21 protein-coding genes are annotated in these 22,531 nt (G+C 49.5%); 12 read left to right on the forward strand and 9 right to left on the reverse strand.

What is annotated here, in order from left to right:
• Nucleotides 1-4: 4 nt before the first annotated feature.
• Entirely contained in the window at nucleotides 5-457 is a 453-nt protein-coding gene (locus tag GGC63_RS03895; RefSeq protein ID WP_192701161.1) for a molybdopterin-dependent oxidoreductase, read from the reverse strand.
• A 113-nt stretch (nucleotides 458-570) separates the two neighbouring features.
• On the opposite strand from GGC63_RS03895, the gene GGC63_RS03900 reads away from it, so the two are divergent.
• From GGC63_RS03900 to GGC63_RS03920, 5 genes are all read left to right on the forward strand, one after another.
• On the forward strand, nucleotides 571-1,260 hold the full coding sequence (locus GGC63_RS03900; protein WP_192701162.1) for a molybdenum cofactor biosynthesis protein: 690 nt from the start codon (nucleotides 571-573) through the stop codon (nucleotides 1,258-1,260).
• A gap of 15 nt (nucleotides 1,261-1,275) precedes the next feature.
• Nucleotides 1,276-2,346: a ThiF family adenylyltransferase gene (locus GGC63_RS03905; protein ID WP_192701163.1), complete on the forward strand. Its 1,071-nt coding sequence runs from the start codon at nucleotides 1,276-1,278 to the stop codon at nucleotides 2,344-2,346.
• A 134-nt stretch (nucleotides 2,347-2,480) separates the two neighbouring features.
• The gene (locus GGC63_RS03910) at nucleotides 2,481-3,539 is read left to right on the forward strand and encodes an HD-GYP domain-containing protein (RefSeq protein ID WP_079908362.1); all 1,059 of its coding nucleotides are present in this window, start codon (nucleotides 2,481-2,483) and stop codon (nucleotides 3,537-3,539) included.
• Nucleotides 3,540-3,893: 354 nt separating this feature from the next.
• Nucleotides 3,894-4,352, forward strand: a complete 459-nt coding sequence (locus tag GGC63_RS03915; RefSeq protein WP_192701164.1) for an AraC family transcriptional regulator — start codon at nucleotides 3,894-3,896, stop codon at nucleotides 4,350-4,352.
• 115 nt (nucleotides 4,353-4,467) lie between these two features.
• A complete protein-coding gene (locus GGC63_RS03920; RefSeq protein ID WP_079908360.1) occupies nucleotides 4,468-4,791 on the forward strand; it encodes a DUF2642 domain-containing protein in 324 nt (107 codons plus the stop codon).
• Nucleotides 4,792-4,943: 152 nt separating this feature from the next.
• Here GGC63_RS03920 and sufB read toward each other — a convergent pair whose 3' ends face one another.
• From sufB to GGC63_RS03950, 6 genes are all read right to left on the reverse strand, one after another.
• Nucleotides 4,944-6,341 (reverse strand): Fe-S cluster assembly protein SufB, encoded by a 1,398-nt coding sequence (sufB, locus tag GGC63_RS03925; RefSeq protein ID WP_079908359.1) that lies wholly within the window; start codon nucleotides 6,339-6,341, stop codon nucleotides 4,944-4,946.
• A 36-nt stretch (nucleotides 6,342-6,377) separates the two neighbouring features.
• Complete coding sequence (sufU, locus tag GGC63_RS03930; protein WP_079908358.1) at nucleotides 6,378-6,806, reverse strand: Fe-S cluster assembly sulfur transfer protein SufU; 429 nt, start codon at nucleotides 6,804-6,806, stop codon at nucleotides 6,378-6,380.
• Nucleotides 6,793-8,019 (reverse strand): cysteine desulfurase, encoded by a 1,227-nt coding sequence (locus GGC63_RS03935; RefSeq protein ID WP_192701165.1) that lies wholly within the window; start codon nucleotides 8,017-8,019, stop codon nucleotides 6,793-6,795. Before GGC63_RS03935 ends, sufU begins: the two co-directional genes overlap by 14 nt.
• Complete coding sequence (gene sufD / locus GGC63_RS03940) at nucleotides 8,016-9,320, reverse strand: Fe-S cluster assembly protein SufD (protein WP_192701166.1); 1,305 nt, start codon at nucleotides 9,318-9,320, stop codon at nucleotides 8,016-8,018. The genes GGC63_RS03935 and sufD overlap by 4 nt, the downstream gene beginning before the upstream one ends.
• A gap of 28 nt (nucleotides 9,321-9,348) precedes the next feature.
• Nucleotides 9,349-10,179, reverse strand: a complete 831-nt coding sequence (gene sufC / locus GGC63_RS03945; RefSeq protein WP_079908355.1) for a Fe-S cluster assembly ATPase SufC — start codon at nucleotides 10,177-10,179, stop codon at nucleotides 9,349-9,351.
• A gap of 182 nt (nucleotides 10,180-10,361) precedes the next feature.
• Nucleotides 10,362-10,934 (reverse strand): DUF1802 family protein, encoded by a 573-nt coding sequence (locus tag GGC63_RS03950; protein ID WP_412973843.1) that lies wholly within the window; start codon nucleotides 10,932-10,934, stop codon nucleotides 10,362-10,364.
• Nucleotides 10,935-11,128: 194 nt separating this feature from the next.
• Between GGC63_RS03950 and GGC63_RS03955 the strand changes: the two genes are divergently transcribed.
• Nucleotides 11,129-11,299 carry an asparagine synthase gene (locus GGC63_RS03955; RefSeq protein WP_079908353.1) on the forward strand — a complete coding sequence of 57 codons (171 nt, stop codon included), beginning with the start codon at nucleotides 11,129-11,131 and terminating at the stop codon, nucleotides 11,297-11,299.
• Nucleotides 11,300-11,360: 61 nt separating this feature from the next.
• Here GGC63_RS03955 and GGC63_RS35060 read toward each other — a convergent pair whose 3' ends face one another.
• Together GGC63_RS35060 and GGC63_RS03965 are read right to left on the reverse strand one after the other, a co-directional pair.
• Nucleotides 11,361-13,034, reverse strand: a complete 1,674-nt coding sequence (locus tag GGC63_RS35060; RefSeq protein ID WP_192701167.1) for an S-layer homology domain-containing protein — start codon at nucleotides 13,032-13,034, stop codon at nucleotides 11,361-11,363.
• Between the two features lie 449 nt (nucleotides 13,035-13,483).
• The gene (locus tag GGC63_RS03965) at nucleotides 13,484-13,657 is read right to left on the reverse strand and encodes a hypothetical protein (protein WP_179135834.1); all 174 of its coding nucleotides are present in this window, start codon (nucleotides 13,655-13,657) and stop codon (nucleotides 13,484-13,486) included.
• 359 nt (nucleotides 13,658-14,016) lie between these two features.
• Here GGC63_RS03965 and mtnK point away from each other — a divergent pair, with 359 nt between their 5' ends.
• The 6 genes from mtnK to GGC63_RS03995 all read left to right on the forward strand — a co-directional run bounded on the left by mtnK (nucleotide 14,017) and on the right by GGC63_RS03995 (nucleotide 22,516).
• A complete protein-coding gene (mtnK, locus tag GGC63_RS03970; protein ID WP_192701168.1) occupies nucleotides 14,017-15,222 on the forward strand; it encodes an S-methyl-5-thioribose kinase in 1,206 nt (401 codons plus the stop codon).
• Between the two features lie 33 nt (nucleotides 15,223-15,255).
• A complete protein-coding gene (gene mtnA / locus GGC63_RS03975) occupies nucleotides 15,256-16,332 on the forward strand; it encodes an S-methyl-5-thioribose-1-phosphate isomerase (RefSeq protein WP_192701169.1) in 1,077 nt (358 codons plus the stop codon).
• Nucleotides 16,333-16,543: 211 nt separating this feature from the next.
• On the forward strand, nucleotides 16,544-18,244 hold the full coding sequence (locus GGC63_RS03980; RefSeq protein ID WP_192701170.1) for an efflux RND transporter periplasmic adaptor subunit: 1,701 nt from the start codon (nucleotides 16,544-16,546) through the stop codon (nucleotides 18,242-18,244).
• Nucleotides 18,245-18,272: 28 nt separating this feature from the next.
• A complete protein-coding gene (locus GGC63_RS03985; protein ID WP_225947890.1) occupies nucleotides 18,273-19,010 on the forward strand; it encodes an ABC transporter ATP-binding protein in 738 nt (245 codons plus the stop codon).
• Nucleotides 19,007-20,188 (forward strand): ABC transporter permease, encoded by a 1,182-nt coding sequence (locus tag GGC63_RS03990; RefSeq protein ID WP_192701171.1) that lies wholly within the window; start codon nucleotides 19,007-19,009, stop codon nucleotides 20,186-20,188. The genes GGC63_RS03985 and GGC63_RS03990 overlap by 4 nt, the downstream gene beginning before the upstream one ends.
• A 39-nt stretch (nucleotides 20,189-20,227) precedes the next feature.
• Nucleotides 20,228-22,516: a hypothetical protein gene (locus GGC63_RS03995; protein ID WP_192701172.1), complete on the forward strand. Its 2,289-nt coding sequence runs from the start codon at nucleotides 20,228-20,230 to the stop codon at nucleotides 22,514-22,516.
• Nucleotides 22,517-22,531 lie beyond the last annotated feature (15 nt).

Genomic DNA, 22,531 nt, shown 5'->3' on the forward strand with positions numbered 1-22,531 from the left:
TTCTTTATCTGCGCTTTAATTCCTCTATGCTAATCTTGTTCTTAAACCCATAGGATGCTTCATGAACCGTTGAGTTGTATTCGAATCGGATGGAGACAACACTCTTCACATTCAGGCACTCACTGCTCCCGTCCGGCACGTACAGTCGTATCGGAAACCCTTTTTGCAGCGGCTTGCCGTCCTGCTCATAGAGAAACGCTGCACGGTCCAGCTGCTCCCAAGGGATCGACGCTTGAAACTCATCGGCCGCTTCCACCTTCATGACAACAGGCTCGCGATCCGTTACCGCCTCCCGCCGCTTCATCCAGGCCTCATACCAGGACTTCAGTTCAAAAGCGAGCCCTTCAACGCCAGGCACACGTTCCCCAATCGGAAAATGGACAGGTGCCAAGGAGCACAGTTCCGCTACCGTGAATTGCTCTGTTCCGCCGATTTCATCATATAATGTAATCTTCATTTCAATCCCTCTCCATCTTCCATAATGGCCCTTGTATGTACAGGAAACCCTTCTATTATATCACTATCTTATGATATTATGGTATGCTGGAATAAAACGTTGGAGTGATGCGAATGAAGCTGCAAATATTCGTTTTTGCAGGGCTGGCCGAGCAGCTGGGCGGCTCTGTGTTGACCATGGAATGGAAGCCTGAAGCCGTTGTGACTCCAGCCCTCATCAAACAACGGCTGGCAGACACACATCCCGAAGCCGCTCAAGCCTTGGGACAAGCCTTTGTAGCCGTTAATCACAGCTATGCTCCGGACGATCAGCTTATTAGCGCGCAGGATGAAATAGCTTTGATCCCTCCTGTATCGGGGGGTCAGCCGAAGCTCGTCGAAATCACTTACGAGCCTATCTCCATCGAGAAGGTTACCGCAAAGGTTCTGCATCCCAATCATGGAGCAGCCCTTACTTTTACAGGAACGACAAGAGAATGGACTCACGGCAAAAAAACATGCCTGCTTGAATATTCCGCCTACGAGCCTATGGCTCTGAAAACTATGGAACAAATCACCCGGGAGATCCATGAGCGCTGGAACGGTACCCTATGCGCCATTACTCACCGGCTCGGCAAAGTGGATGTCGGTGAAATCAGCGTCGTGATCTCCGTATCTTCGCCGCATCGAGAGGCTGCGTACGAAGCGAGCCGATATGCCATCGAACGCCTCAAGCAAATCGTTCCAATCTGGAAAAAAGAAATATGGGAGGATGGTTCTGAATGGAAAGGACATCAGCTAGGGCCATGGAACCCTTTAGGATAAGGAGAGAAACCACCGATGAGCAATACCGATCATAACCGTGAATCTATCCCCCCTCAAGCTGCGGAGCGCTATTCGCGGCAGCTATTGTTTGGCCCCATTGGCGAGCAAGGTCAGGCCCGGCTGATGCAAGCCCGGGTGGCTATCGTCGGGATGGGCGCATTGGGAACCGTACTGGCCAATCACATGGTGCGCGCCGGTGTCGGCTTCGTCCGTATCATCGACAGGGATTTCGTTGAGGCGAGCAACCTTCAGCGTCAAATGCTCTATGATGAAGCCGACGCTGCTTCCTCAGAGCCAAAGGCGATGGCTGCGGCGCGCAGGCTTCAGCAGATTAATTCGCTTGTCACGATTGAACCCGTGGTCGCCGACCTCCATCCTGCCAACGCCGAATCGCTGCTTACCGACGTCGATTTGATCCTGGATGGCACGGACAACTTTGCCGTCCGTTTCCTGATCAATGATGTCAGCCTGAAGCATCGCATCCCTTGGATTTACGGCGGCGCTGTCAGCTCCCGAGGAGTATCCATGACGATCGTGCCTGGTGAAACTCCTTGCCTGCGCTGCATGTTCGGGCAGGCACCCGCCCAAGGAACGACAGAGACCTGCGATACAGCGGGAGTGATCGGACCTATTATTCATACGGTAGCCTCCCACCAGGCTGCAGAGGCCTTCAAGCTGCTCGTTGGCGCCCACGCCCAGCTGAACCGCAAGATGGTCCACTGGGACTTATGGTACAACCAGCACGCTGCCGTGGACGTGAGCAAAGCGCGTAAAACGGACTGTCCAGCCTGCGGGCATGGTCACTATGACTATTTGCAGCAGGAGGTCGAAGAGGACACGATTCAAACCTTATGCGGACGTAATTCCGTCCAAATTCAACCGGTTCGATCCGGTACCTTCCATTTGTCCGACTGGGCCGAAAAATGGCGCCCGCTCGGGCGTATTGAGCTCAATCCGTTCCTTTTAAAGTTTTACCCGAACGACTCATTGACCTTGGTCCTTTTCTCTGATGGCCGATTGATAGTTCAAGGGACGGATGATCCCGTCATGGCCAAGAGCTTATATAGTCGATATATAGGAATGTAGTTGTGATATTTTTCACCGTTTCTCCCTTTTTTGTGACAAAATGCTCATATTTCGGTTGCCAATATAATACATTCTTGATACCATAACTTTATACTAGTTAGCTTATACGTACACTGTGATTGGGAGAGACGGCTATGAGAATTTCTGTCATGGATTTACAGGTTGGTGATCGAACCGGCTCAGACGTTTTTAATTGGAACGGGCTCCTTGTTGTATCCGCGCACACCGTGTTAAATGCCGATGATATTGACAAACTTCAACTGCACAACATCGATTATGTCGACATCATGATGCGACAAGCAGAGCACAGCACGGAGAAGCAGCTTCAGCCAGCCCTTTCCGAGCCAACTCAGACATTAGCTCAAACAGCTGCTTATGAAGAAGCGGTAAGTGGAATCAAGGATTTGTTCAATCAGATAACCGCTCAGGGCAAAATTGAAGAAAAACAAGTGGAGCAATGCTTTGCACCCCTTGCCAATCATTTTATCGAGCAAAAAGATGTCGTCTCTTTATTATTAACATTGAACAATAAAGATGATTACACCTACCAGCATAGTGTCCAAGTAGGCATGATCTCTTATTATATAGCCAAGTGGCTAGGTCAAACGGAGGAGGAGGCACTCTATGCTGGCAAGGCCGGTTATTTGCATGACCTTGGCAAAAGCCGCATCGACAATGCCATCCTCCAAAAGCCGGGGTTTCTGACGAAAGATGAATTCGAGCAGGTCAAGAAACACGCCGAGTACGGCCACGAAATGATCCTTGCGTCCGGGCTTCCTGAGCCTATTGCCTTGGCCGCTCTGCAGCATCATGAACGTTTGGACGGGACAGGCTATCCAGCCAGGCTACGAGGCCAGGACATTCATCCTCTTGCCAGAATCGTAGCGGTAGCTGATGTTTACAGCGCCATGATCTCGCATAGGGTCTATCAGGAAAAGCAGGATTTGCTGCATGTGCTTAAAGAACTGCACCGGCTCAGCTTCGGCAAGCTGGATCCTAAGATTACCCAAGTATTTATCCGTAACATGATTCCTAACTTCATTAATAAAAGAATTCTGCTTACCAATGGTGAAAACGGTATCATTATTATGACGCATCCTACAGACTTTTTTCGGCCATTGATTCAGGTTGGCGAACAATTTATTAACCTGTCGGAGCATCCTCAATTGGAGATTCAGGAAATCTATATGTAAATGACCTATAGTTCTTTCCAAGAACTAATGATAGACATTGCTTCGTTGTGGATAGGTAGTCCCCGACTGCAGGACATCGCTGCTTCCTTCGCTTTAATGCTTTAATGGGTGTACACTGTTCAGCACAGTAAAATGAGCCATTCCCGTTTGGGAATGCGCTCATTTTTTGTTATATAAGGCTTTCCAACCACTGAAAATAACAAACGTTCTTTCCGAGCACATTATTTAGCTGAATACTCTTTTTCCATAAAAAATATTTATCAATATTATTTTTAATATCAAATGCATTTATTTTTATATCATGTTAGCATTCGAAATGTACCCAAAATGATTAAGAAAGGCAGGAATGAAAGTATGAAGTATAAGGTTGAAACTCTTCCCAGCTATCGTATTGCATACATGAGACAAATCGGCCCCTATGGTCCATCCAATGCTCTGACTATGGAGAAATTAAAGCAGTGGGCTAAGGAGAACCATTTGCTTACAGGATCCGCGATCATTCTCGGAATACCACAGGATAACCCGGAAACCACCCTTCCTGAAGCATGCAGATATGATGCATGCATCGTCATTTCAAATGATTATGAAGCGGATCATTCCGTTGCCGTAACTGAACTTTCTGGCGGACCCTATGTTGTTTTTCAAATTGAACATACTGCTGAAGATATTCAAAAAGCATGGATTGATATTTTTTCCACTTTACAAAAGAGCGGCTACCAAATAGACCATAAGCCGATTCTAGAACGATATACCGGTGCTATGGTTCATAATGAATTTTGTGAAATCTGCGTGCCGATCATAGCAGCACATTGAGGATATCATGCACGGTATCCCATTCATTGCTTCATTCTTTGATTGGAACCCCGCCTGGGTATTTGTCATATGTTATAATTGGTTTCCCAATTTGTGACAAAGGGGTTAGCAGCACATGAATAGATTTGTGTACTATGGCTATCCGCAAGCCTATGCCTCATTCCCGGCTCCGCATTATTATCGAAATGAAGATGTTCAGCGCAAGGACACTCTGGTATTACCGAAAAATATAACGTATACGACAACTGTGGAACCTAAATTTATCGAGCATTTGATTCAACACAAAGGGTTAATGGTTAGCATCACGACAACTGTGGGCAAATTGGTAGGTACTCTGGACGATGTTTTCATCGATCACGTAGCCCTTGTAGTTCATGGAAAAAAGCATCACATTCGATTGTGCGAAATCGTTTATTTTGAAAAAGCAGTGGAGAAATAAGCTATGCTGGAATCAGTGAGGTTAATTTGAAGAAGAGAGAATAAAAAATACGTGTCCGAACGACTTGGACATTGAATGTCAAAGTCACTGCGGACACGTATCTGTACATTACTCGTAAGATCGAGGATAACCTTGATCCAGTCAATACTGGGTTAACCGATAGAACCTTCCATCTCGAACTTGATGAGACGGTTCATCTCTACGGCATATTCCATTGGAAGTTCTTTCGTGAACGGCTCGATAAAGCCCATTACGATCATTTGGGTAGCTTCCGCTTCCGTCAAGCCGCGGCTCATCAGATAGAACAATTGATCCTCGGACACCTTGGATACGGTAGCTTCGTGCTCCAGCGTAATGTTGTCGTTCATGATTTCGTTGTATGGGATGGTATCCGAAGTCGATTCCTTATCCATAATCAAAGTATCGCATTTGATGTTAGCCTTGGAGCCTGCGGAGTTGCGTCCGAAGGATGCCAAGCCGCGGTAAGTTACTTTACCGCCATGCTTACTGATCGATTTGGATACGATTGTCGACGTGGTTTCAGGCGCCAGGTGAGTCATTTTTGCACCTGCGTCCTGATGCTGCCCACGGCCTGCAACAGCGATAGAGAGCACCATACCCTTAGCACCGCGGCCTTTCAATACAACCGCAGGATATTTCATCGTCAGCTTGGAACCGATGTTACCGTCAACCCATTCCATGGTCGCATTTTCTTCCGCCACGGCACGCTTGGTAACGAGGTTGTAAATGTTAGGCGCCCAGTTCTGAATCGTTGTATAACGGGCACGGGAGTTTTTCTTACAAATGATCTCAACAACCGCACTGTGCAGGGAGTTCGTGCTGTAAATAGGAGCCGTACATCCTTCTACATAGTGAACGAAGCTGTCTTCATCAGTAATGATCAGCGTGCGCTCGAATTGTCCCATATTCTCGGAGTTAATACGGAAGTAAGCTTGCAGCGGAATTTCCACTTTCACGCCTTTTGGTACATAGATGAAGCTTCCGCCGGACCAAACCGCGCTGTTCAGAGCCGCGAATTTGTTGTCGCTAGGAGGAACAACGGTACCGAAATATTCTTTGAACAATTCAGGGAATTCTCTCAAAGCCGTATCGGTATCGGTGAAGATAACGCCCTGATCCTCCAAGTCTTTCTGCATGCTGTGGTATACAACCTCAGACTCGTACTGAGCGGATACGCCGGCCAAAAACTTTTGCTCCGCTTCAGGAATACCGAGCTTATCGAACGTTTCTTTAATCTCCGTAGGAACCTCTTCCCACGTTTTGCCTTGCTTCTCGGACGGTTTTACATAGTACTGGATATCATTGAAATCCAGATCGTCCAGGTTGCCACCCCAACGAGGCATAGCCATTTTCTCAAATTGCTCCAACGATTTCAGACGAAAATCGAGCATCCACTCCGGCTCGCCTTTCATTCTGGAAATCTCGGCAACGATCTCGCGAGTCAAGCCTTTTCCTGTTTGGAAAACCGCTTTATGCTCATCGCGAAAACCATATTTATAATCTTCCATCTCCGGCATTTTCTTTGCCATTGTTCGCCAACCTCCTTAAGTTCAGGTCACCCCAAACTAATGCTTATTGTGAGCCTGTTCGATTCCTTTGCGCAGCGCATTCCATGCAAGTGTAGCGCATTTGATTCTTGCCGGAAACTTATTCACACCGGACAGGGCTTCGATATCCTCGTACTCAAATTCCACCGATTCACCCTTCATTAGTCCGGAAAACTTCTCTGCCATCTCCAATGCTTCCTCGAGCGTCTTGCCTTTAACGGCATCCGTCATCATAGAAGCGGAAGAAAGGCTGATCGAGCAGCCTTCTCCCACGAACTTGGCGGCTTTGACGATACCGTCTTCCACCTGCATTTGCAGTTGAATTTTATCACCGCACGTAGGATTGTTCAAGTCGATCGTTACGGCTTCATCATCCAGCGTGCCGCGATTGCGCGGATTTTTATAATGATCCATAATGACTCTGCGGTATAAATCATCCAATTGCATGACCGAAGTACTCCTTTGTTTTGATTAGTGAAGCCACCAACCGGTCAATGTCATCTTCTGTGTTATAAAGATAGAAGCTGGCGCGGGCCGTAGCCGAAACGTTCAGCCACCGCATTAGCGGTTGGCAGCAATGATGTCCTGCGCGAACGGCAATGCCGTCGGCATCCAATACTGTCGCAACGTCGTGAGGATGAACGTCCCCAAGGTTAAAAGTAACCGTACCGGCACGATGGCTTCTCGGTCCGTATATCGTTAGGTCCTCAATTTCGGACATACGTTCGATCGCATAAGCCGTCAGCTGCTGCTCATGGCGGAAGATTTCATCCATCCCGATGCTTTCCAGAAAATCGATCGCCGCTCCCAAACCAACGGCTCCGGCAATAATAGGCGTGCCGCCCTCGAACTTCCACGGAAGCTCCTTCCAGGTGGAATCGTACAAATCCACATGATCGATCATTTCGCCGCCGAACTCGATCGGCTCCATGGTCTCAAGAAGCGATTTCTTGCCGTACAATACGCCGATTCCTGTAGGAGCGCACATTTTGTGACCGGACAATGCATAAAAATCACAATCCAGGTCCTGCACATCCACCTTCAAGTGAGGAGTGCTTTGGGCCCCGTCCACTACCATCACGGCTCCGTGACGATGCGCAATCGCCGCAATTTCCTTCACAGGGTTTACAACGCCCAGAACGTTGGAAACATAAGTAACAGCAACCACTTTCGCCCGGTCGGTAATAGTGGCCTCTACATCCTCCAGACGAATGGATCCGTCCGGTTGAAGCGGAATATATTTCAAGACAGCGCCGGTAGCTTTCGCTACTTGCTGCCATGGTATGAGATTGCTGTGATGCTCCATAGGAGTAAGGACGATCTCGTCGCCCTCGCCGCAGACGGCGCGGGCATAGCTGGATGCAGCCAAATTCAAGGCCGATGTCGTACCGCGGGTGAAAATAATCTCCTGCGTCGATTTGGCATTAATGAATTTAGCCACTTTCTCCCGAGCGCCTTCGTACGCGTCAGTAGCGCGGGAGCCCAGCGTATGGACTCCACGATGCACATTAGCGTTATCCCACTCGTAATAATGCTTGACGGCTTCGATTACGGATACTGGTTTCTGTGAAGTGGCTGCGGAATCCAGATATACCAGCGGATGCCCGTTCACTTCCTGCTGCAGGATGGGAAATAGTTTCCGAATCTCCGACGTCTTCATTGTCCGAGCTTCCTTTCTACAAGGCTTTGCAGCTGGGATTGAACCTTCTCCATTGGAATCTCGGAAACAACAGGAGCCAGGAAGCCATAAATGACCAGGCGCTGTGCTTCTTCACGAGTAATACCGCGGGACATCAAATAGTGGATTTGCTCCGGATTTACTTGTCCTACGCTCGCTGCGTGACCTGCTTTTACATCGTCTTCGTCGATAAGCAGGATAGGGTTCGCGTCCCCGCGGGCTTTCGGACTCAGCATAAGCACTTTCTCCGTTTGCTGCCCGTTAGCTCCCGTTGCCGCTTTTTCGATCTTGGTAATGCCGTTGATGATCGCAGTGGACTCGTCGCGCATAACGGCGCGAGTGATCATATCACTGCTCGAGTTTTTGCCGAAGTGAACCGCTCTTGTCGTTACGTTCAGCTTCTGATCGTTGGTTCCGACGCAGATGATTTTTGCATCCGAATTGGAGCCGTTGCCTTTCAGAATGGAGGTCGTATCAGACATAGCATTGCCATAGTTCATTTCGCCGATAACCCAGTTGATGGTAGCATCATTTTCCACGACAGCACGGCGGTAAGTCAGATCCGTGATCGAATCGTTCAGGTTGTGTACCGAAGCAAAATTCACGGTAGCGCCCGGCTTCACGATAACTTCTACTACGCCGTTTTGAACCAGGTTGTTCAAATTGCCTTCGGAAACGAAGTTATCAACATAAGTTACCGATGCGTTCTCCTCGGCAACGATCAGGACATGCGGCGAGAAGGTTGCATCCGCATCGTCTGTTAAGAACAACGCTTGAACCGGCACTTCCACCTGTACATTTTTAGGAACGTACAAGAACACGCCGCCGCTCCAAATAGCGGTATGAAGAGCAGTGACCTGGTTTTCGTCCTTGGCTACTGCCTTACCAAAATGGCTTTTTACCAGGTCGGAATGCAGCTTCAGAGCCTCTTCAAGGCTTGTAAAAATCACACCTTGTTTAGCGAGCTCTTCCGAAGCTTTGTGATATACGATGCTTGCGTTTTTTTGCACAAGCAGATTTTCGGGATTTTCATTTTGCAGCAATGCTTTGGCCGATTCCGGCAGCTGCTCCAATGTAGTCAATGCCGCTTCCGCTTTATAGCTTCCGTAGGAACGCAGGTTCCAGCGGTCGATTCTCGTTTTTTCCAATTTCGGTAATTCCAATGATCCGGCCAGCTCCAGCGCTTCAGCGCGAAGGTTGGTCATCCATTCAGGCTCTTGTCTCGATTGGGACAGCTCCACGATGGCTTGGCGATCGATTGGAAGAATGGTTTGTGTACTCATAGATATATTCCTCCGTCGTGGACTTATTTTAGAATTTTGGAGCTGTCGTGTTCATTGGAACTTTGAATTCTTCCTCTTCTTGACCTACCGTCTCATCAACGATACCGAGCTCTTCCTTGATCCAGTCGTAGCCTTCGTTCTCCAGACGCTGAGCCAGCTCAGGACCGCCGGATTTTACGATACGGCCTTGCATCATTACGTGTACGAAGTCAGGCTTGATGTAGTTGAGCAAACGCTGATAGTGAGTGATGATCAGGAAGCCGCGGTCTTCGGAACGCATAGCGTTTACGCCGTTAGCTACGATACGAAGGGCGTCGATATCCAAACCGGAGTCGATCTCATCAAGTATAACAATGCTTGGCTCAAGCATCATCATTTGCAAAATTTCATTCCGTTTTTTCTCACCGCCGGAGAAGCCTTCGTTCAAATAACGGTGCATGAACTCAGGGTTCATTTCAAGCTCTTTCATTTTCGCTTCCATCAAGCGGATGAACTTGATCAGAGAAATTTCATTGCCTTCACCGCGGCGCGCGTTAATGGCACTACGGAGGAAGTCTGCATTAGTTACGCCCGCAATTTCACTTGGATATTGCATGGCAAGGAACAAACCTGCTCTTGCTCTCTCATCCACGGCCATTTCCAAAACATCGTCGCCGTTCAGGGAAATCGAGCCATCCGTTACTTCATATTTCGGATGTCCCATGATGGTGGAAGCCAGCGTACTTTTACCGGTACCGTTAGGACCCATTACCGCGTGAACTTCTCCGCCTTTGATTTTCAGGCTTAACCCTTTCAAAATCTCTTTGCCTTCGACAGTTGCCTTCAAACCGTCTATAATAAATTCCGGTGCATTTGCCATTGTATTCTTCCTCCATTTTGAAATGAATCGTTAGATATTGTAATTCTTAGTTAATAATCATTCTAAATTGATTATCAATGATTCTCAATGTTACTATATTATATCTTACCGGGGCAAATCAATAAAGACCCATTTAGCTCATTTTTATACGGTTATGTTTCATAAGCCCGCGGGAGCCTATCCTAGCCTAAGGCAGATTTAATATTTCTCACCGCTTCTTGGAAATCTTCGTCATTCAGGACCGCACTGCGCCCTACTCCGTCAAGACGGGAGCTGTTCAGTTCAATCCAGGATTTGCAGCCGCTATATTCAGCCAGTAACGGCAGCCGGACGGGTTCAGCAAGCTCGTACACTCGAAGCAGCATGACATGCAAAGGCTGTGTTCGTTTCCACTTCAGTCTTTCCTCGGCGAACGAATCCGTCCATAGATGAAAAGCCGCCAGCTTATCAAGCTGCTCCTGATTCTCTACTAATATGTCTTCAGCAAGCTCGGCGTAACAACGAATCGTCACCTCCGTATCCTCAACACTCCAATGCTCCAGGGTCTTGTCCAGCACTGGCTGGTCTTCCGCCTTGATCCACTGTTTTTTTTGATGCTCATATGTAGGAAACAGATAGAAGCTGTCGCTCTGCACTTGAAAGTGCCTTGTTTCTTCCCGAATGCCGCCTTTGCGCATAATGAGAATTTGCCTTCCGCTTCGCAACGCTTCCACTGCAACCGCCCATTCTTTTAAAGCTGCAGGTGGGGTACTCACTATGTTCCATCCTTTCCTGTTATAGCCTCATTTAATCTTGCTGTCTTGATGAAATCGTATAATGAAAAAGACTTCTAAAGGTATAATTATAAGATTTCATTTCCGTTCAAGCAACTGTTGCCAGGCATAAAAGAAGTGAAAAAACGCGAACCTATACCTGCGTACACAAACTCACTTCAAGGAGGATGAAGCATATGAGAGAAGGACTCATTCCTACTGTATTGGGTACGGCTGTAACGGCTTCAGGTGTAGCGCTGCGGGGAAAATATCCGATGGCTGCGGCGGCGGTCGCCGGATTCGGACTTGCACATGTCGTATTGGGTGCAATTGATTTGGTGGAGCACCGCCGCGGCAGAATAGGATAACCGGCTTCAGATCAGGCAAAAAAACCTAGCGTCACGTTAGGTTTTTTTGTTCTATATTTTATTATTGTAAAGACTTTATTCCATGCTCCTGCACATTGCGTATGATCTGCAAAGCTTCTGAACGGGTCAGCCCTTCCTGTCCTGCGAATCCTGCAGCGCCGTTATCGGTTCTTCCTTCCGCGTATGATTTCGAGAGCAAGTAACCGATCGCTACATCCTTAAGCAACGGCTCTCCGTCGGCTGCCGCAACAATTTCCGCCATAGATTCTCTTGTGATCATTTGGCTCCTTGCCGCCCGGTTCTCTGCCCCCTTCACGGGATATTTATGCTCAACGGCAAAGGTGTACAGGCTGTCCGACCATCCCGCTCCTGAATTGGAATCCGTTTTGTGCCCGAAGGCCTTAAGCAGCATACTCAAGAACTCTTCCTCGCTAACCTGACGATCTGGCTGGAACTTCCCGTCTGCGTAACCGTCGACAATCCCTTTCGCTATGCCCCATTTTACCGTGGACTCCGACCAATGGCCTGCTATGTCGGGGAATTGGATTTCGGAAGGCTTCTGGTTCGGCTCTCCTTTATTTCCGGTATCGGCAGGAACGGTGGCTTCCGGGGCTGAAGGTCTGGAGGATGGCTTTTCTTTATCATCCGGTTCGACAGACGCCTTGTTAATATAGAAGAATTTTACATCATATTTCAGCTCCGCTGCCTCATCAGAGGAAGTTTTCAAACCGGTAACCTTCACTGTAAACACATCGCCATCACGAATTTTGTCCAGCTCTTTGGGTTGAAAATGAATCCGGTCTCCCCAATTAACACCCAATTGAAGATTCAAGTACAAGCGGTGTGAATCGTCCGTGCTTCGAGAAGTCCATTTGTATTGATCCGATTGGCGCGTTAACTCCACATAAACTTCATCTTTTATTTGTGAGAAAGAAGCAGAACTCAGCATGATGGTCCAGGCTTGATTTTCTCTAAACACATCTGCAGGAAAATAGCCTTGGGCTGGGTAGGGAATGTACGAATAATTAAAAACATCTCGGCTGCTGAGATCCGTAAAGTCCAATACGGTATAATAGGCCTGATTATCTCTTGAGGCTAATCCTATGCCGATTTTTTTCAAATAAGGGTCTAGCAGCTGAAGATTGGGACCGGTGGTTAATCTATCTTTGCCATACCCACTTTTGTCAGCTCCGTAATATTCCTCTTTAAACAGGTCAAAAATAGAGCCGCCCATATATCTATCTATTGCCTTAGCTGCTTTATTTCCTCTTGAAGCATCTACTGTGATCACGTTGCTGTTTCTGGCCGAGGATCGGGCAATATAGTAAAAATCATTATCCATATTCTTCGGTTGTTTGGGTTCTTGAGTAAGATTTCCGTAAACAGCTGCACTGATTACAGCTCCGTATTGTGCAGATCTTGAAAAACCCTCTTCCAGCTCCAGATTATCCGGCAGCCCGCTAATATATCGATAAAAATTAGCTCTTGCCAAGCCGCCTCTCAAATAGCTGATGTTCACTTTTCCCGGACTGTACTTCTCTGTGCTTATGACGGGGATTTCATCGTATACCTGGCCCTGGTAGCCTTCCGGATTGTAAGTGGCCCATTTACTTTCAATGGATTCCTTAGTTCTAACTGGTAGTCCCGAATCTACTGTTTGAGCGTAACCTACTGCCGACATTGTACAAGCGAAGCTTGCTCCAAGCAGCAGGCTGGCAATAATTCTTTTTTTCACCTGAATCCATCCTTCCCATGAAAAATTCTGTTATTGTAAAGACTTTATACTGTGCTACTGCACGCCCTTCACGGGATATTTGTGCTCAAGAGCAAAGGTATACAGGCTGTCCGACCATCCCGCTCCTGAATTGGAATCCGTTTTGTGCCCAAATGCTTTAATCAGCATGCTTAAAAACTCTTCCTTACTAACCTGGTTATCGGGATGGAACTTCCCGTCTGCATAACCGTCCCATGCCTAGCAGAAAGCCAACAACTTGCTTTCGGTTCAATCCTCTCCACCTCCGTTTCTTTATATGGTTTATTTTCCATTTTTTATCATATCATTTTTTTATACCTTTAGACACTGCATTGGCTTCGATGCCGATTCAGGTACTGTAAGGAGAATTGGAATAAAAAAAGCACACTGCTCTAGCAGAATGCTCAACCATAACCTATTAAATTGTTTGTTTAGCGGCCGGAGTTCACATAAAATTTGGAGGCTTCATGAATTCTATCGTATTGCTGTTGATTCGCTTTCATGGGATTGGCGGCCACAGGCTGGTCTTCGTCCGCGTACATTCCGAGGGCCAATACGATACTTAGCGCAGCAGCGCCGCAAAGAATTCGAAGCAGAATATTCATAAGGGAGCCATACCTCCTAGTCATGCCGTCGTTATTGATCTGATATCATTGTAAAAATCATGCATTATGGGGATATTATCGGAGCATGAATTTTTTGTAAAAAAGCCGTCTTAAGAATAAATGCAAATTATTCCGATTTATATATAAGGAATTAACATGAGAGAGTCTATTCCAACCCCGCACAATTTGCTATACTATGGGATGATAGTTTTACGGACTACCGCAAGGCTTATTCCTGCTTTACACAACGGAAGCGATGCACAAAAAGCCAGTTTGCGCAGTAATTTCCATACATGCATTTGAAGCCGGTTTTGCTCTCGCAAAACTTTAATAAAACCTTAAGGAGGCATCATACACCCATGACTTCATATCACGCGTTAACGGAAGCCGAAGCGGTGGAATACGCAAGAGGTATTCCCAACCTGTTCACTGCAGGCAGCGAACTAACGAGCAAAGAGATCGGCGACGGCAATCTTAATCTCGTGTTCCATATTACGGAGCCGTCCACCGGCAAAAGTATTATTTTGAAGCAGGCCCTCCCTTATGCCAAAGTCGTTGGGGAATCCTGGCCTCTCTCTCTGGACCGCGCAAGAATTGAGAGCGAAGCGTTGATGATCCAGGAGTCGCTCTGCCCGGACCTCGTCCCTCATGTGTTTGTATACGATAAGGACCTGGCTTTGACGGTGATGGAGGATCTGAGCGATCATGTCATTATGCGCAGAGGGCTGATCGAAGGCAACCGCTATCCGCTGTTCGCCGGTCATATCGGCCGTTTTTTGGCCCACACGTTGTTTTACACTTCCGATCTAGGAATGAACCAGCAGGACAAGAAATTGCGTGTTCAGCAGTTTATTAATCCGGATTTGTGCAAAATTACCGAGGATCTGATCTTCGACGACCCGTACCGGAATGCCGATACGAACGATGTGCCCCCTGCTATTCAAGACGCCGTAGAAGCGATCTGGAACGACCAGGAGCTGCATCTGGAGGTGGCGATTTTGCGCAACGGCTTTTTGACCAAAGCCCAGGCGCTGCTGCACGGCGACTTGCATACCGGCAGTATTTTTATCAAGCCGGACTCCACGAAGGTTATCGACCCTGAATTTGCCTATTACGGGCCGATGGGCTTCGATATCGGAGCTGTGTTCGCGAACCTGCTGCTGAACTTCGCCGCTCAAGAGGGCTGGAGCAAGGACGAAGCGTCGCGCAAGGATTACCGCACCTATTTGACGGACACCATCAAAGAAAGCTGGACTGTATTCGAGCAAGAATTCCGCAGGCTGTGGAATGAGCACGGCGTCGATCGCGTATCCAAAACGCCGGGCTACCAAGACTGGTACATGCAGCAGCTTCTGCAGGATGCTATCGGCTATACGGGAAGCAAGACGGTTCGCCGGGTTCATGGATTAGCCCAAGTGGCGGATATTAACAAGCTGGAGGATGCGGCAGCCAAAGAACGCGCTCAGCGCATCGCGCTGCGGATCGGGACTGCGCTGATCAAGCATCACCGCAAAGCCCAATCCATCGACGAATTGATCGATATCGCGTGGAAGGCCGTACAATAATACGAGTCTAGCTATACCAAAGGAGATAACTACATGAGTACAACAGAGAAGCAAACGGCGGATTGGCTGCAATCGGTTCGTTGGAATTCGGCGGAAAACCGTCTCGAGCTGCTGGATCAAAGGCTGCTTCCGGATGAGATCGTTTATCTGGAGCTGACGACATCGGAGCAGGTTTGGGATGCGATCAAGCAGCTTGCGGTACGCGGAGCGCCGGCGATCGGTATCTCGGCCGCCTATGGCGTGTACCTCGGCGTCCGCGGCGTGAGCGGAGGCCGTGAGGAGCTGCTTGACGCTGCGGTCAAGCAGTGCGAATATCTCGCGACGTCGCGCCCGACGGCGGTGAATTTGTTCTGGGCGCTCGACCGCATGAAGCTGCGCACCCAGGAGCTCGCTTCCGCCGGCACGGAGCCGGAAGCGTTGAAGCAAGCGCTGCTGGATGAAGCGAAGCTCATCCAGAGCGAAGACGAGGAGACGTGCCGCCTCATCGGCGAGCACGCGCTGTCCTTGTTCGAGGACGGCATGGGCGTCCTCACGCACTGCAACGCGGGCGGCCTTGCCACAGCCCGCTACGGCACCGCCCTTGCGCCGATGTATTTGGCGCAGGAGCGCGGCATCGGCCTCAAGGTGTTCGCCGATGAGACGCGCCCGGTGCTGCAAGGCGCCCGGCTGACGGCGTTCGAGCTGCAGCAGGCCGGTGTCGATGTCACGCTCATTTGCGACAATATGGCCGGCGCCGTCATGAGCAAGGGCTGGGTGCAGGCCGTCATCGTCGGTACGGACCGCGTGTCGGCGAACGGCGACGTGGCCAACAAGATCGGCACCTATAGCGTTGCCGTACTAGCCAAGGCTCACGGCATTCCGTTCTATGTCGCCTGCCCGATGTCGACCATCGACTTGAACACGCCTACCGGCGCGGATATCCCGATTGAAGAGCGGCATGAAGACGAAATCACGCAAGGCTTCGGAAAACGGACCGCACCGAAAGGCATCAAGGTATACAACCCTGCGTTCGATGTGACCCCTAACGAATACGTGACCGCTATTATTACGGAAAAAGGGATCGTTCGCGCACCGTTCCAGGAAAACTTGAAAAAGCTGTTCGAGGAGTAATCCTCCAACCAACCATATACCAGAGCCGGAATCCTTCGACAGGATTTCGGCTTTTTTCGCACTCTTTTTCGGCAAGCTTCCTTCAATCGACCTGTTTTTTCCGTGCATTAATCTCCCCTTAAGTTTAAATTCACATTTTTTTCACAAACCGTTGATAAAGTTAGAAAGCAGCAAGGTAGAAAAGCTGAAATGTCGGAAAGGAGAAGCAAGAATGGGATTACTGCGCAGTAAAAAATGGATAGCCGTCATCATCGGGCTGGCTCTTTGCGGTGGCGGTACATATTATTATTTGTCCAATAACACCAAAAAACCGGCTGCCAGCGCACAGGAAAAGGTAGCGGAGATTAAGAAGGGCGCCATTACGTCCTCCGTATCAGGTACTTCTCAATTTGAAGCGCGTGATGTCCAAAATATTATTGCTCCTGTAGAAGGAACGATCAAAACGATGAATTTGACCCGCAATCAGCAGGTCAAAAAGGGAGATGTCCTGTTCGTTATCTCCGACTTGAGTCTGGAAGCGAATCTGCAGGAAGCTCAAGTCAACCTGCAGCAGCAGGAGAAGGACCTCGCCGATTTGAGAACTCAGCAGAACAGCCTGAATATCTACGCCCCGATCAGCGGCACGCTGACATTAACCTCCAATCTGGATGTCGGCTCCAACGTGAGCAAGAACGGCCGTATTGGAACGATATCGGATATTTCGTCGATGACGACCAAGCTCCCGTTCCTGCTGGAGGATGCGGTTCAGCTCAAGAAGGGCGACACCATAGACCTGACCATTGACGGCTTCAACCTGACCAAAACCGCCGTCGTCGAATCCGTAGGACAACAGCCGAAAGGCGATGCAAACGGCAGCAAATTGCTCGATGTGGAAATATCCGTGAAAAATGACGGCACCCTCGGCGCAGGCATGAAGGTCAAAGGAAGCGCTGTACTAGGCGGCAGAACAGCTCAATCCACCGATAAAGGCACCCTGGATTTTGTGAAGGTGGAAAGCGTCCTCTCCGCAGCCAGCGGTATCGTGAACAACGTCAATATCAAAACCGGCAATTACGTCAATAAAGGAGACCTTATCGTCTCCATTACGAACGACACGCTGCAAAACGATATTTTGAACAAGCAGGCGGCGATCGAGAGACAGAAGATTACCATCAAAAACTATCAGGACAAGCTGGACCAATTAACGGTTACCGCTCCGTTTGACGGCATCTTCTCCACGGACTTCGCCAACAAAAAGACCAACGTGCTTGCGAGCTACCCTGCAGGCTCGACCATTGAGGCGAATACGCAGCTTGGCGCCGTAGCCAACCTCGATTATATGCAGCTTCCCGTACAAGTCGACGAGCTCGATCTGCCTAATGTGAAGGTCGGCATGAAAGCGACGGTGAAGGTGGACTCGATTTCAAACAAAATCTATGAAGGCGAAGTCAATCAGGTCTCTACGGTCGGTACGACCACAAACGGCGTGACCTTCTTCGATGTCGGCATCTCCGTCAAGAATGACGGGCAGCTGCGTAACGGAATGACGGCCACTGCCGAGATCATTACGCAGGACAAGAAAGATATTTTGCTGCTTCCAATCGAGGCCCTTCAGCAGCAGCAGGGCAAACGTTACGTAACGCTGATGAATGCGGACGGAACGAAGGAAGAGAAGCATGAGATCAAGATCGGTATCCGCAACAAACTGTATATCGAAGTTACCGACGGGTTGAAGGAAGGCGACAAGGTCGTGATTCCGGTCACCAAGAAAAACAATACGGCGACGCAAGCCGATATCGATAAAATTCGTCAGCAGTTCCAGCAAGGCGGAGGCGCAGGCGGTGCAGGTGGTGCCGGCGGCGCAGGCGGTGTGCAGTTTATCCAAAGAGGAGGAACCGGCGGGAATAGCGGCGGCGGTGGCGGCGGCCGTTAAGCAATAGCATGGAAAGGAGGATCTCCCTATGGAAGCTATCATTGAATTGAAAGACATCACGAAATCATACGAGCGAGGTGCAGAGAAGCTGCAAATCCTCAAAGGTGTATCAATGACGGTCACAACGGGTGATTTTGTGGCCATTGTCGGTCCCAGCGGATCGGGTAAATCCACGCTCATGAACACGATCGGCCTGCTGGACGTTCCTACCTCCGGCTCCTACAAGCTGGACGGCGTAGCCACGGAGAAGATGAGCGACAATCAATTGGCCGAGTTTCGCAATAAAAAGATCGGCTTTATCTTTCAGCAGTTTAATCTGCTGCCCAAGTTGAACGCCATTGAGAATGTTGAGCTGCCCATGATCTATGCAGGAGTCAGCAAAAAAGTCCGGCGGGAAAAGGCGCAGGAAATGCTGGAGCTGCTCGGCATGGGTACCCGCGGCCACCACAAGCCGAGCGAGCTCTCGGGCGGTCAGCAGCAGCGTGTTGCGATCGCGCGAGCCTTATCCATCTCCCCCTCGCTACTGCTGGCGGACGAACCGACCGGGGCCTTGGATTCAAAGACCGGCAACGAAGTGCTGGAGCTGATGATCAGGCTGAACGATCAAGGCAATACCATCGTACTGATTACCCATGATAATCATATAGCCGAGAACGCAAGACGGGTAATCTCTATCCGTGACGGAGAGATTGTCCGGGACGAACGGCTTCGTCCTCTTCCCTCGCAGCCTGCTGAAATCAAGCACGCAGTAGAGGTGATGAGATGAAGCTGCCCGAACTTATTTATATGGCGATGCGTACCGTCGTGAACAATCCGATGCGTACCCTGCTGACCATGCTCGGGGTTATTATCGGCGTCAGCTCGGTCGTAACTCTCGTCTCTATCGGACAAGGGACTTCAGCAGCCATTGAAAAGCAATATGAAGCACTCGGAACGAACCTGATCGTCGTTAACGTCATGGGCGTCGGACGCGCAACCCAGCTGGATTATAACGATCTGATGCAGCTGGAGCAGCTTCCCGAAATTCAGACAATTGCCCCGACGATCGTCAAGGGAAGCTCCAATATTAAATACGACCACACGCAGGAGAAATACACTGTGGTGGGTACGAATGAAAATTATTTAAGCCTTATGAAGGGCGAGGTCGCCTCCGGCCGGTTTATCGCTGCGGCAGATCTCGATTTCCGCAATCAAATAGCCGTATTAGGCTCCACGGTAGCTCAAAAATATTTCGGGAATCTGGACCCGGTCGGGGAAGACATCAACATTGACGGTATCGTCTTCACCGTTGCCGGTGTTCTTAAGGAAAAGGGCTCCAATATTGGCGGGGGCGTATCGCTGGACGATTCCGTCTTCGTCCCGCTGGTTACCGCTCAAAGGTCATTCAAGCTCGGAAACATCCGTACGACCTATTTGGAGGCGCCTACGAAAGAACAGCTGGCCCAGGCCCAAACTACGATTACGCAGTATTTGACGTATAAATTCAAATCGGACTCCGGATTCCAGGTAATGAACCAGGATGAGCTGATGAAAGCCCGTGTCGCTGCGTCGAGTTCCTTGAACAATCAGCTGATCAGCGTAGCCTGCATTTCGCTGCTCGTCGGCGGCATCGGGATTATGAACATTATGCTCGTCACTGTCAGCGAACGGACGCGGGAGATCGGCATCCGCAAATCTATCGGAGCCAAACGCCGCAATATTCTGATGCAATTTCTGATCGAAGCGACGGTCATCAGCGGCCTCGGCGGCATTATCGGACTGCTGCTCGGCTGCGGACTTTCGCTCGCCTGGCCTTATTTCAACCCGAAACAGGAGACCCAGCTGTCGTTCGAGGTCGGGCTGTACTCGTTCTTGTTCTCGGTAGCCGTTGGCATGATCTTCGGTCTATATCCGGCGAACAAAGCTTCCAAGCTCCGTCCGATCGACGCCCTTCGTACCGACTGACAAGTGCTACAGATAACGAAACATGGGAGGAGAATTCTGTTGAAAGACAAATCCAAGAAGCCGCCGTTCAGAGCGAGAAAAACAACGTTACTTTGCACGCTCGCCGTTTGCACCGCGTTAATGGCCAACGTTCCGTTGGCTTCTGCCGGCAAACCGGGAGTGTTTATTGCGAACGATACCTACTTTACATTGGAGAACGCCACCTTCACTGCGGGTTCTGAATCGTCCGCGCTGCAATTTTCTATCAAAATGCACAACGGCAGCGAAGGTGCGGTAGATTTTAACGGTTATGGCGTTCAAATTATTGACGAACAAGGCAGCAGCTACCCTGCCAAGCTGACAAGCAAGCAGAATGCCCGCGTTAGCCCGGGTCAGGAGCAGCAATACAGCTTCGTTTCCCAGCTCGGAAAAAATGCCTCCGCACAAAATCTGAAGGTTCAGCTGTTCGCATGGGATTCGGGCTCTTCGACCTTTACCCGTACCATAGGCGAGCTTCCTGTATCCTCTGCGGTATCCAGCGAGCTCGATCCTGCCAAGCTGATGCTCATTTCGTTGAAGGATGTTGACTCCTCTTACAGCCAGGATGCCTTGGTCGCCATGCGGCTTGGCCAAAGCTATCCGGTGACGGAGAACGGGGTCCAATATTTGTTCACCGACCTGTATGTCCGAAATGCAGGATCATCGAACTTCCAGCTCCCATCCGGACTGCAATTCAGACTGAAGGGCAGCGATTCTATAACCTATACCGCCTCCCTGGTCAACGGCGGACAAGACACGTTGATCCCGGATAAGCTGACAAAGGTGAGACTCCGTACACCGGTGCCGGCTTCCTTCGATGCTAATTCCTATGCTCTGGAAGCCTTCTATACGGAGGATTCTGTGGACCGCGTGGCCGGCAGCGTCCCTTTAACCGGCACAATTGCCACTGTGGCGCTTGGAACTGAACAGCCTTATTCGCTGTATGGTACGGACAAAGGCTTAAAAATCAAAGCCGAGCAAGCAACGTCTACAAGACAAAATGACGGCTTCCTTGTCCAAAGCACCGTGACCCTGCGCAATGACGGCAGCGAGGTTCTTGCACTGCCTGCATTATCAGCCACCTATTTGCTTGATTCGGAGACCTTGGCCGCTTCGGTGCAGGATAAATCCGTAACCACCGGATTTTTGGCTCCGGGCCAGTCCGCTACTTATAATTTTTCCGTGCTGGTACCTGGCGGGATCGATCCTGCCTCCGTCAAGCTGGCTTTGATGGAATCGCCGGGCAGTACCTCCTCCGGTTCCAGTTCAAATTCAAGCTCGAATAACGGAACGGGCAATTCCAGTACGAGCAGCTCAAAAGCATCGACAAGCTCTACGACAGCCAACAGCTCAAGCACGGCCGGAGCAGCCAATGAATCAACGAATACGAATTCATCCAGCAGCAGCAACAGTAACAGCAGTTCCAGCAAAAGCAGTGTCAGCACTGTCAATGTCAACAGCTATCCTGTTATGATCATTGATCTGAAGGGTATTCAGCAAACCAACAGCGCAGTGGTGCAGGCGAAGCCTTATCAAATGGGTACTCCGCTGAGCCTGGCGCCGAACGGCTTGATTGACAAGAACCTGGAAATTTCGCTTGTGGAGCTGCACATGCACGAGAACACGGATTACGGCTATAAAACAGCGATCGCCAAATATAAAATTACGAACAAAGGCAATGGAACGCTGCCTACTCCGGATATCGGCACCGAGCTGGTGAATGAATGGGGCGAATCGTTCTCCGGGGTGAAGCAATCCTCCTCGGCTGCTACGATTATGCCTAACACCAGCTATGTCGTCAGTTACTCCTATATGATTCCGACCGATGTAACCGGGCAAAGCCTTGCCTTGAACGTCATAGATCCGAAGTCCGCCGCTCCTAACAAGCTGTCTATCGGTTCGTTCCAGGTTGCCGTCCAAAGCGAATCGAACGATAAGGTCATCAGCTTCTATCCGTTCGAGGTCTCCTTCGACGCCTACAGCATCGCAACCTTGTACAATAGCGGATACGTATATCAGCTGAGTCTGGACCTTAACATCACCCGTAAGGACCCTGTCATTGTGGATCAGAACTTCTCCAAAATGGAGTTTGACCTCGTAGACGGACAAGGACGTATCCTGGGCTCCACCTCGGCCAGCTTTACAGGCACAGAGAAGCTCGTTAGCGGCAATCAAAAAATCAGCTTCTCCAATATTAAGACCGAGGCGTTCGATAATAAGCTGAGCATCAATGTGTATGAAACCATTGAAACGCCTTCCGGCACGGCCAAACGCCTTGTGAAGCAGCTGACACAGGATTGGGGCAATTAATGCCATATACCCGAT

Origin of the sequence: Paenibacillus sp. OAS669 (assembly GCF_014873645.1) — a bacterium.
Taxonomy (GTDB): domain Bacteria; phylum Bacillota; class Bacilli; order Paenibacillales; family NBRC-103111; genus Paenibacillus_S; species Paenibacillus_S vulneris.

Excerpts from the sequence above, each read along its gene's own strand:
- GGC63_RS03895 (WP_192701161.1), bottom strand. The coding sequence starts at position 457 with ATGAAGATTACATTATATGATGAAATCGGCGGAACAGAGCAATTCACG.
- GGC63_RS03900 (WP_192701162.1), top strand. The coding sequence starts at position 571 with ATGAAGCTGCAAATATTCGTTTTTGCAGGGCTGGCCGAGCAGCTGGGC.
- GGC63_RS03905 (WP_192701163.1), top strand. The coding sequence starts at position 1,276 with ATGAGCAATACCGATCATAACCGTGAATCTATCCCCCCTCAAGCTGCG.
- GGC63_RS03910 (WP_079908362.1), top strand. The coding sequence starts at position 2,481 with ATGAGAATTTCTGTCATGGATTTACAGGTTGGTGATCGAACCGGCTCA.
- GGC63_RS03915 (WP_192701164.1), top strand. The coding sequence starts at position 3,894 with ATGAAGTATAAGGTTGAAACTCTTCCCAGCTATCGTATTGCATACATG.
- GGC63_RS03920 (WP_079908360.1), top strand. The coding sequence starts at position 4,468 with ATGAATAGATTTGTGTACTATGGCTATCCGCAAGCCTATGCCTCATTC.
- sufB (WP_079908359.1), bottom strand. The coding sequence starts at position 6,341 with ATGGCAAAGAAAATGCCGGAGATGGAAGATTATAAATATGGTTTTCGC.
- sufU (WP_079908358.1), bottom strand. The coding sequence starts at position 6,806 with ATGCAATTGGATGATTTATACCGCAGAGTCATTATGGATCATTATAAA.
- GGC63_RS03935 (WP_192701165.1), bottom strand. The coding sequence starts at position 8,019 with ATGAAGACGTCGGAGATTCGGAAACTATTTCCCATCCTGCAGCAGGAA.
- sufD (WP_192701166.1), bottom strand. The coding sequence starts at position 9,320 with ATGAGTACACAAACCATTCTTCCAATCGATCGCCAAGCCATCGTGGAG.
- sufC (WP_079908355.1), bottom strand. The coding sequence starts at position 10,179 with ATGGCAAATGCACCGGAATTTATTATAGACGGTTTGAAGGCAACTGTC.
- GGC63_RS03955 (WP_079908353.1), top strand. The coding sequence starts at position 11,129 with ATGAGAGAAGGACTCATTCCTACTGTATTGGGTACGGCTGTAACGGCT.
- GGC63_RS03965 (WP_179135834.1), bottom strand. The coding sequence starts at position 13,657 with ATGAATATTCTGCTTCGAATTCTTTGCGGCGCTGCTGCGCTAAGTATC.
- mtnK (WP_192701168.1), top strand. The coding sequence starts at position 14,017 with ATGACTTCATATCACGCGTTAACGGAAGCCGAAGCGGTGGAATACGCA.
- mtnA (WP_192701169.1), top strand. The coding sequence starts at position 15,256 with ATGAGTACAACAGAGAAGCAAACGGCGGATTGGCTGCAATCGGTTCGT.
- GGC63_RS03980 (WP_192701170.1), top strand. The coding sequence starts at position 16,544 with ATGGGATTACTGCGCAGTAAAAAATGGATAGCCGTCATCATCGGGCTG.
- GGC63_RS03985 (WP_225947890.1), top strand. The coding sequence starts at position 18,273 with ATGGAAGCTATCATTGAATTGAAAGACATCACGAAATCATACGAGCGA.
- GGC63_RS03990 (WP_192701171.1), top strand. The coding sequence starts at position 19,007 with ATGAAGCTGCCCGAACTTATTTATATGGCGATGCGTACCGTCGTGAAC.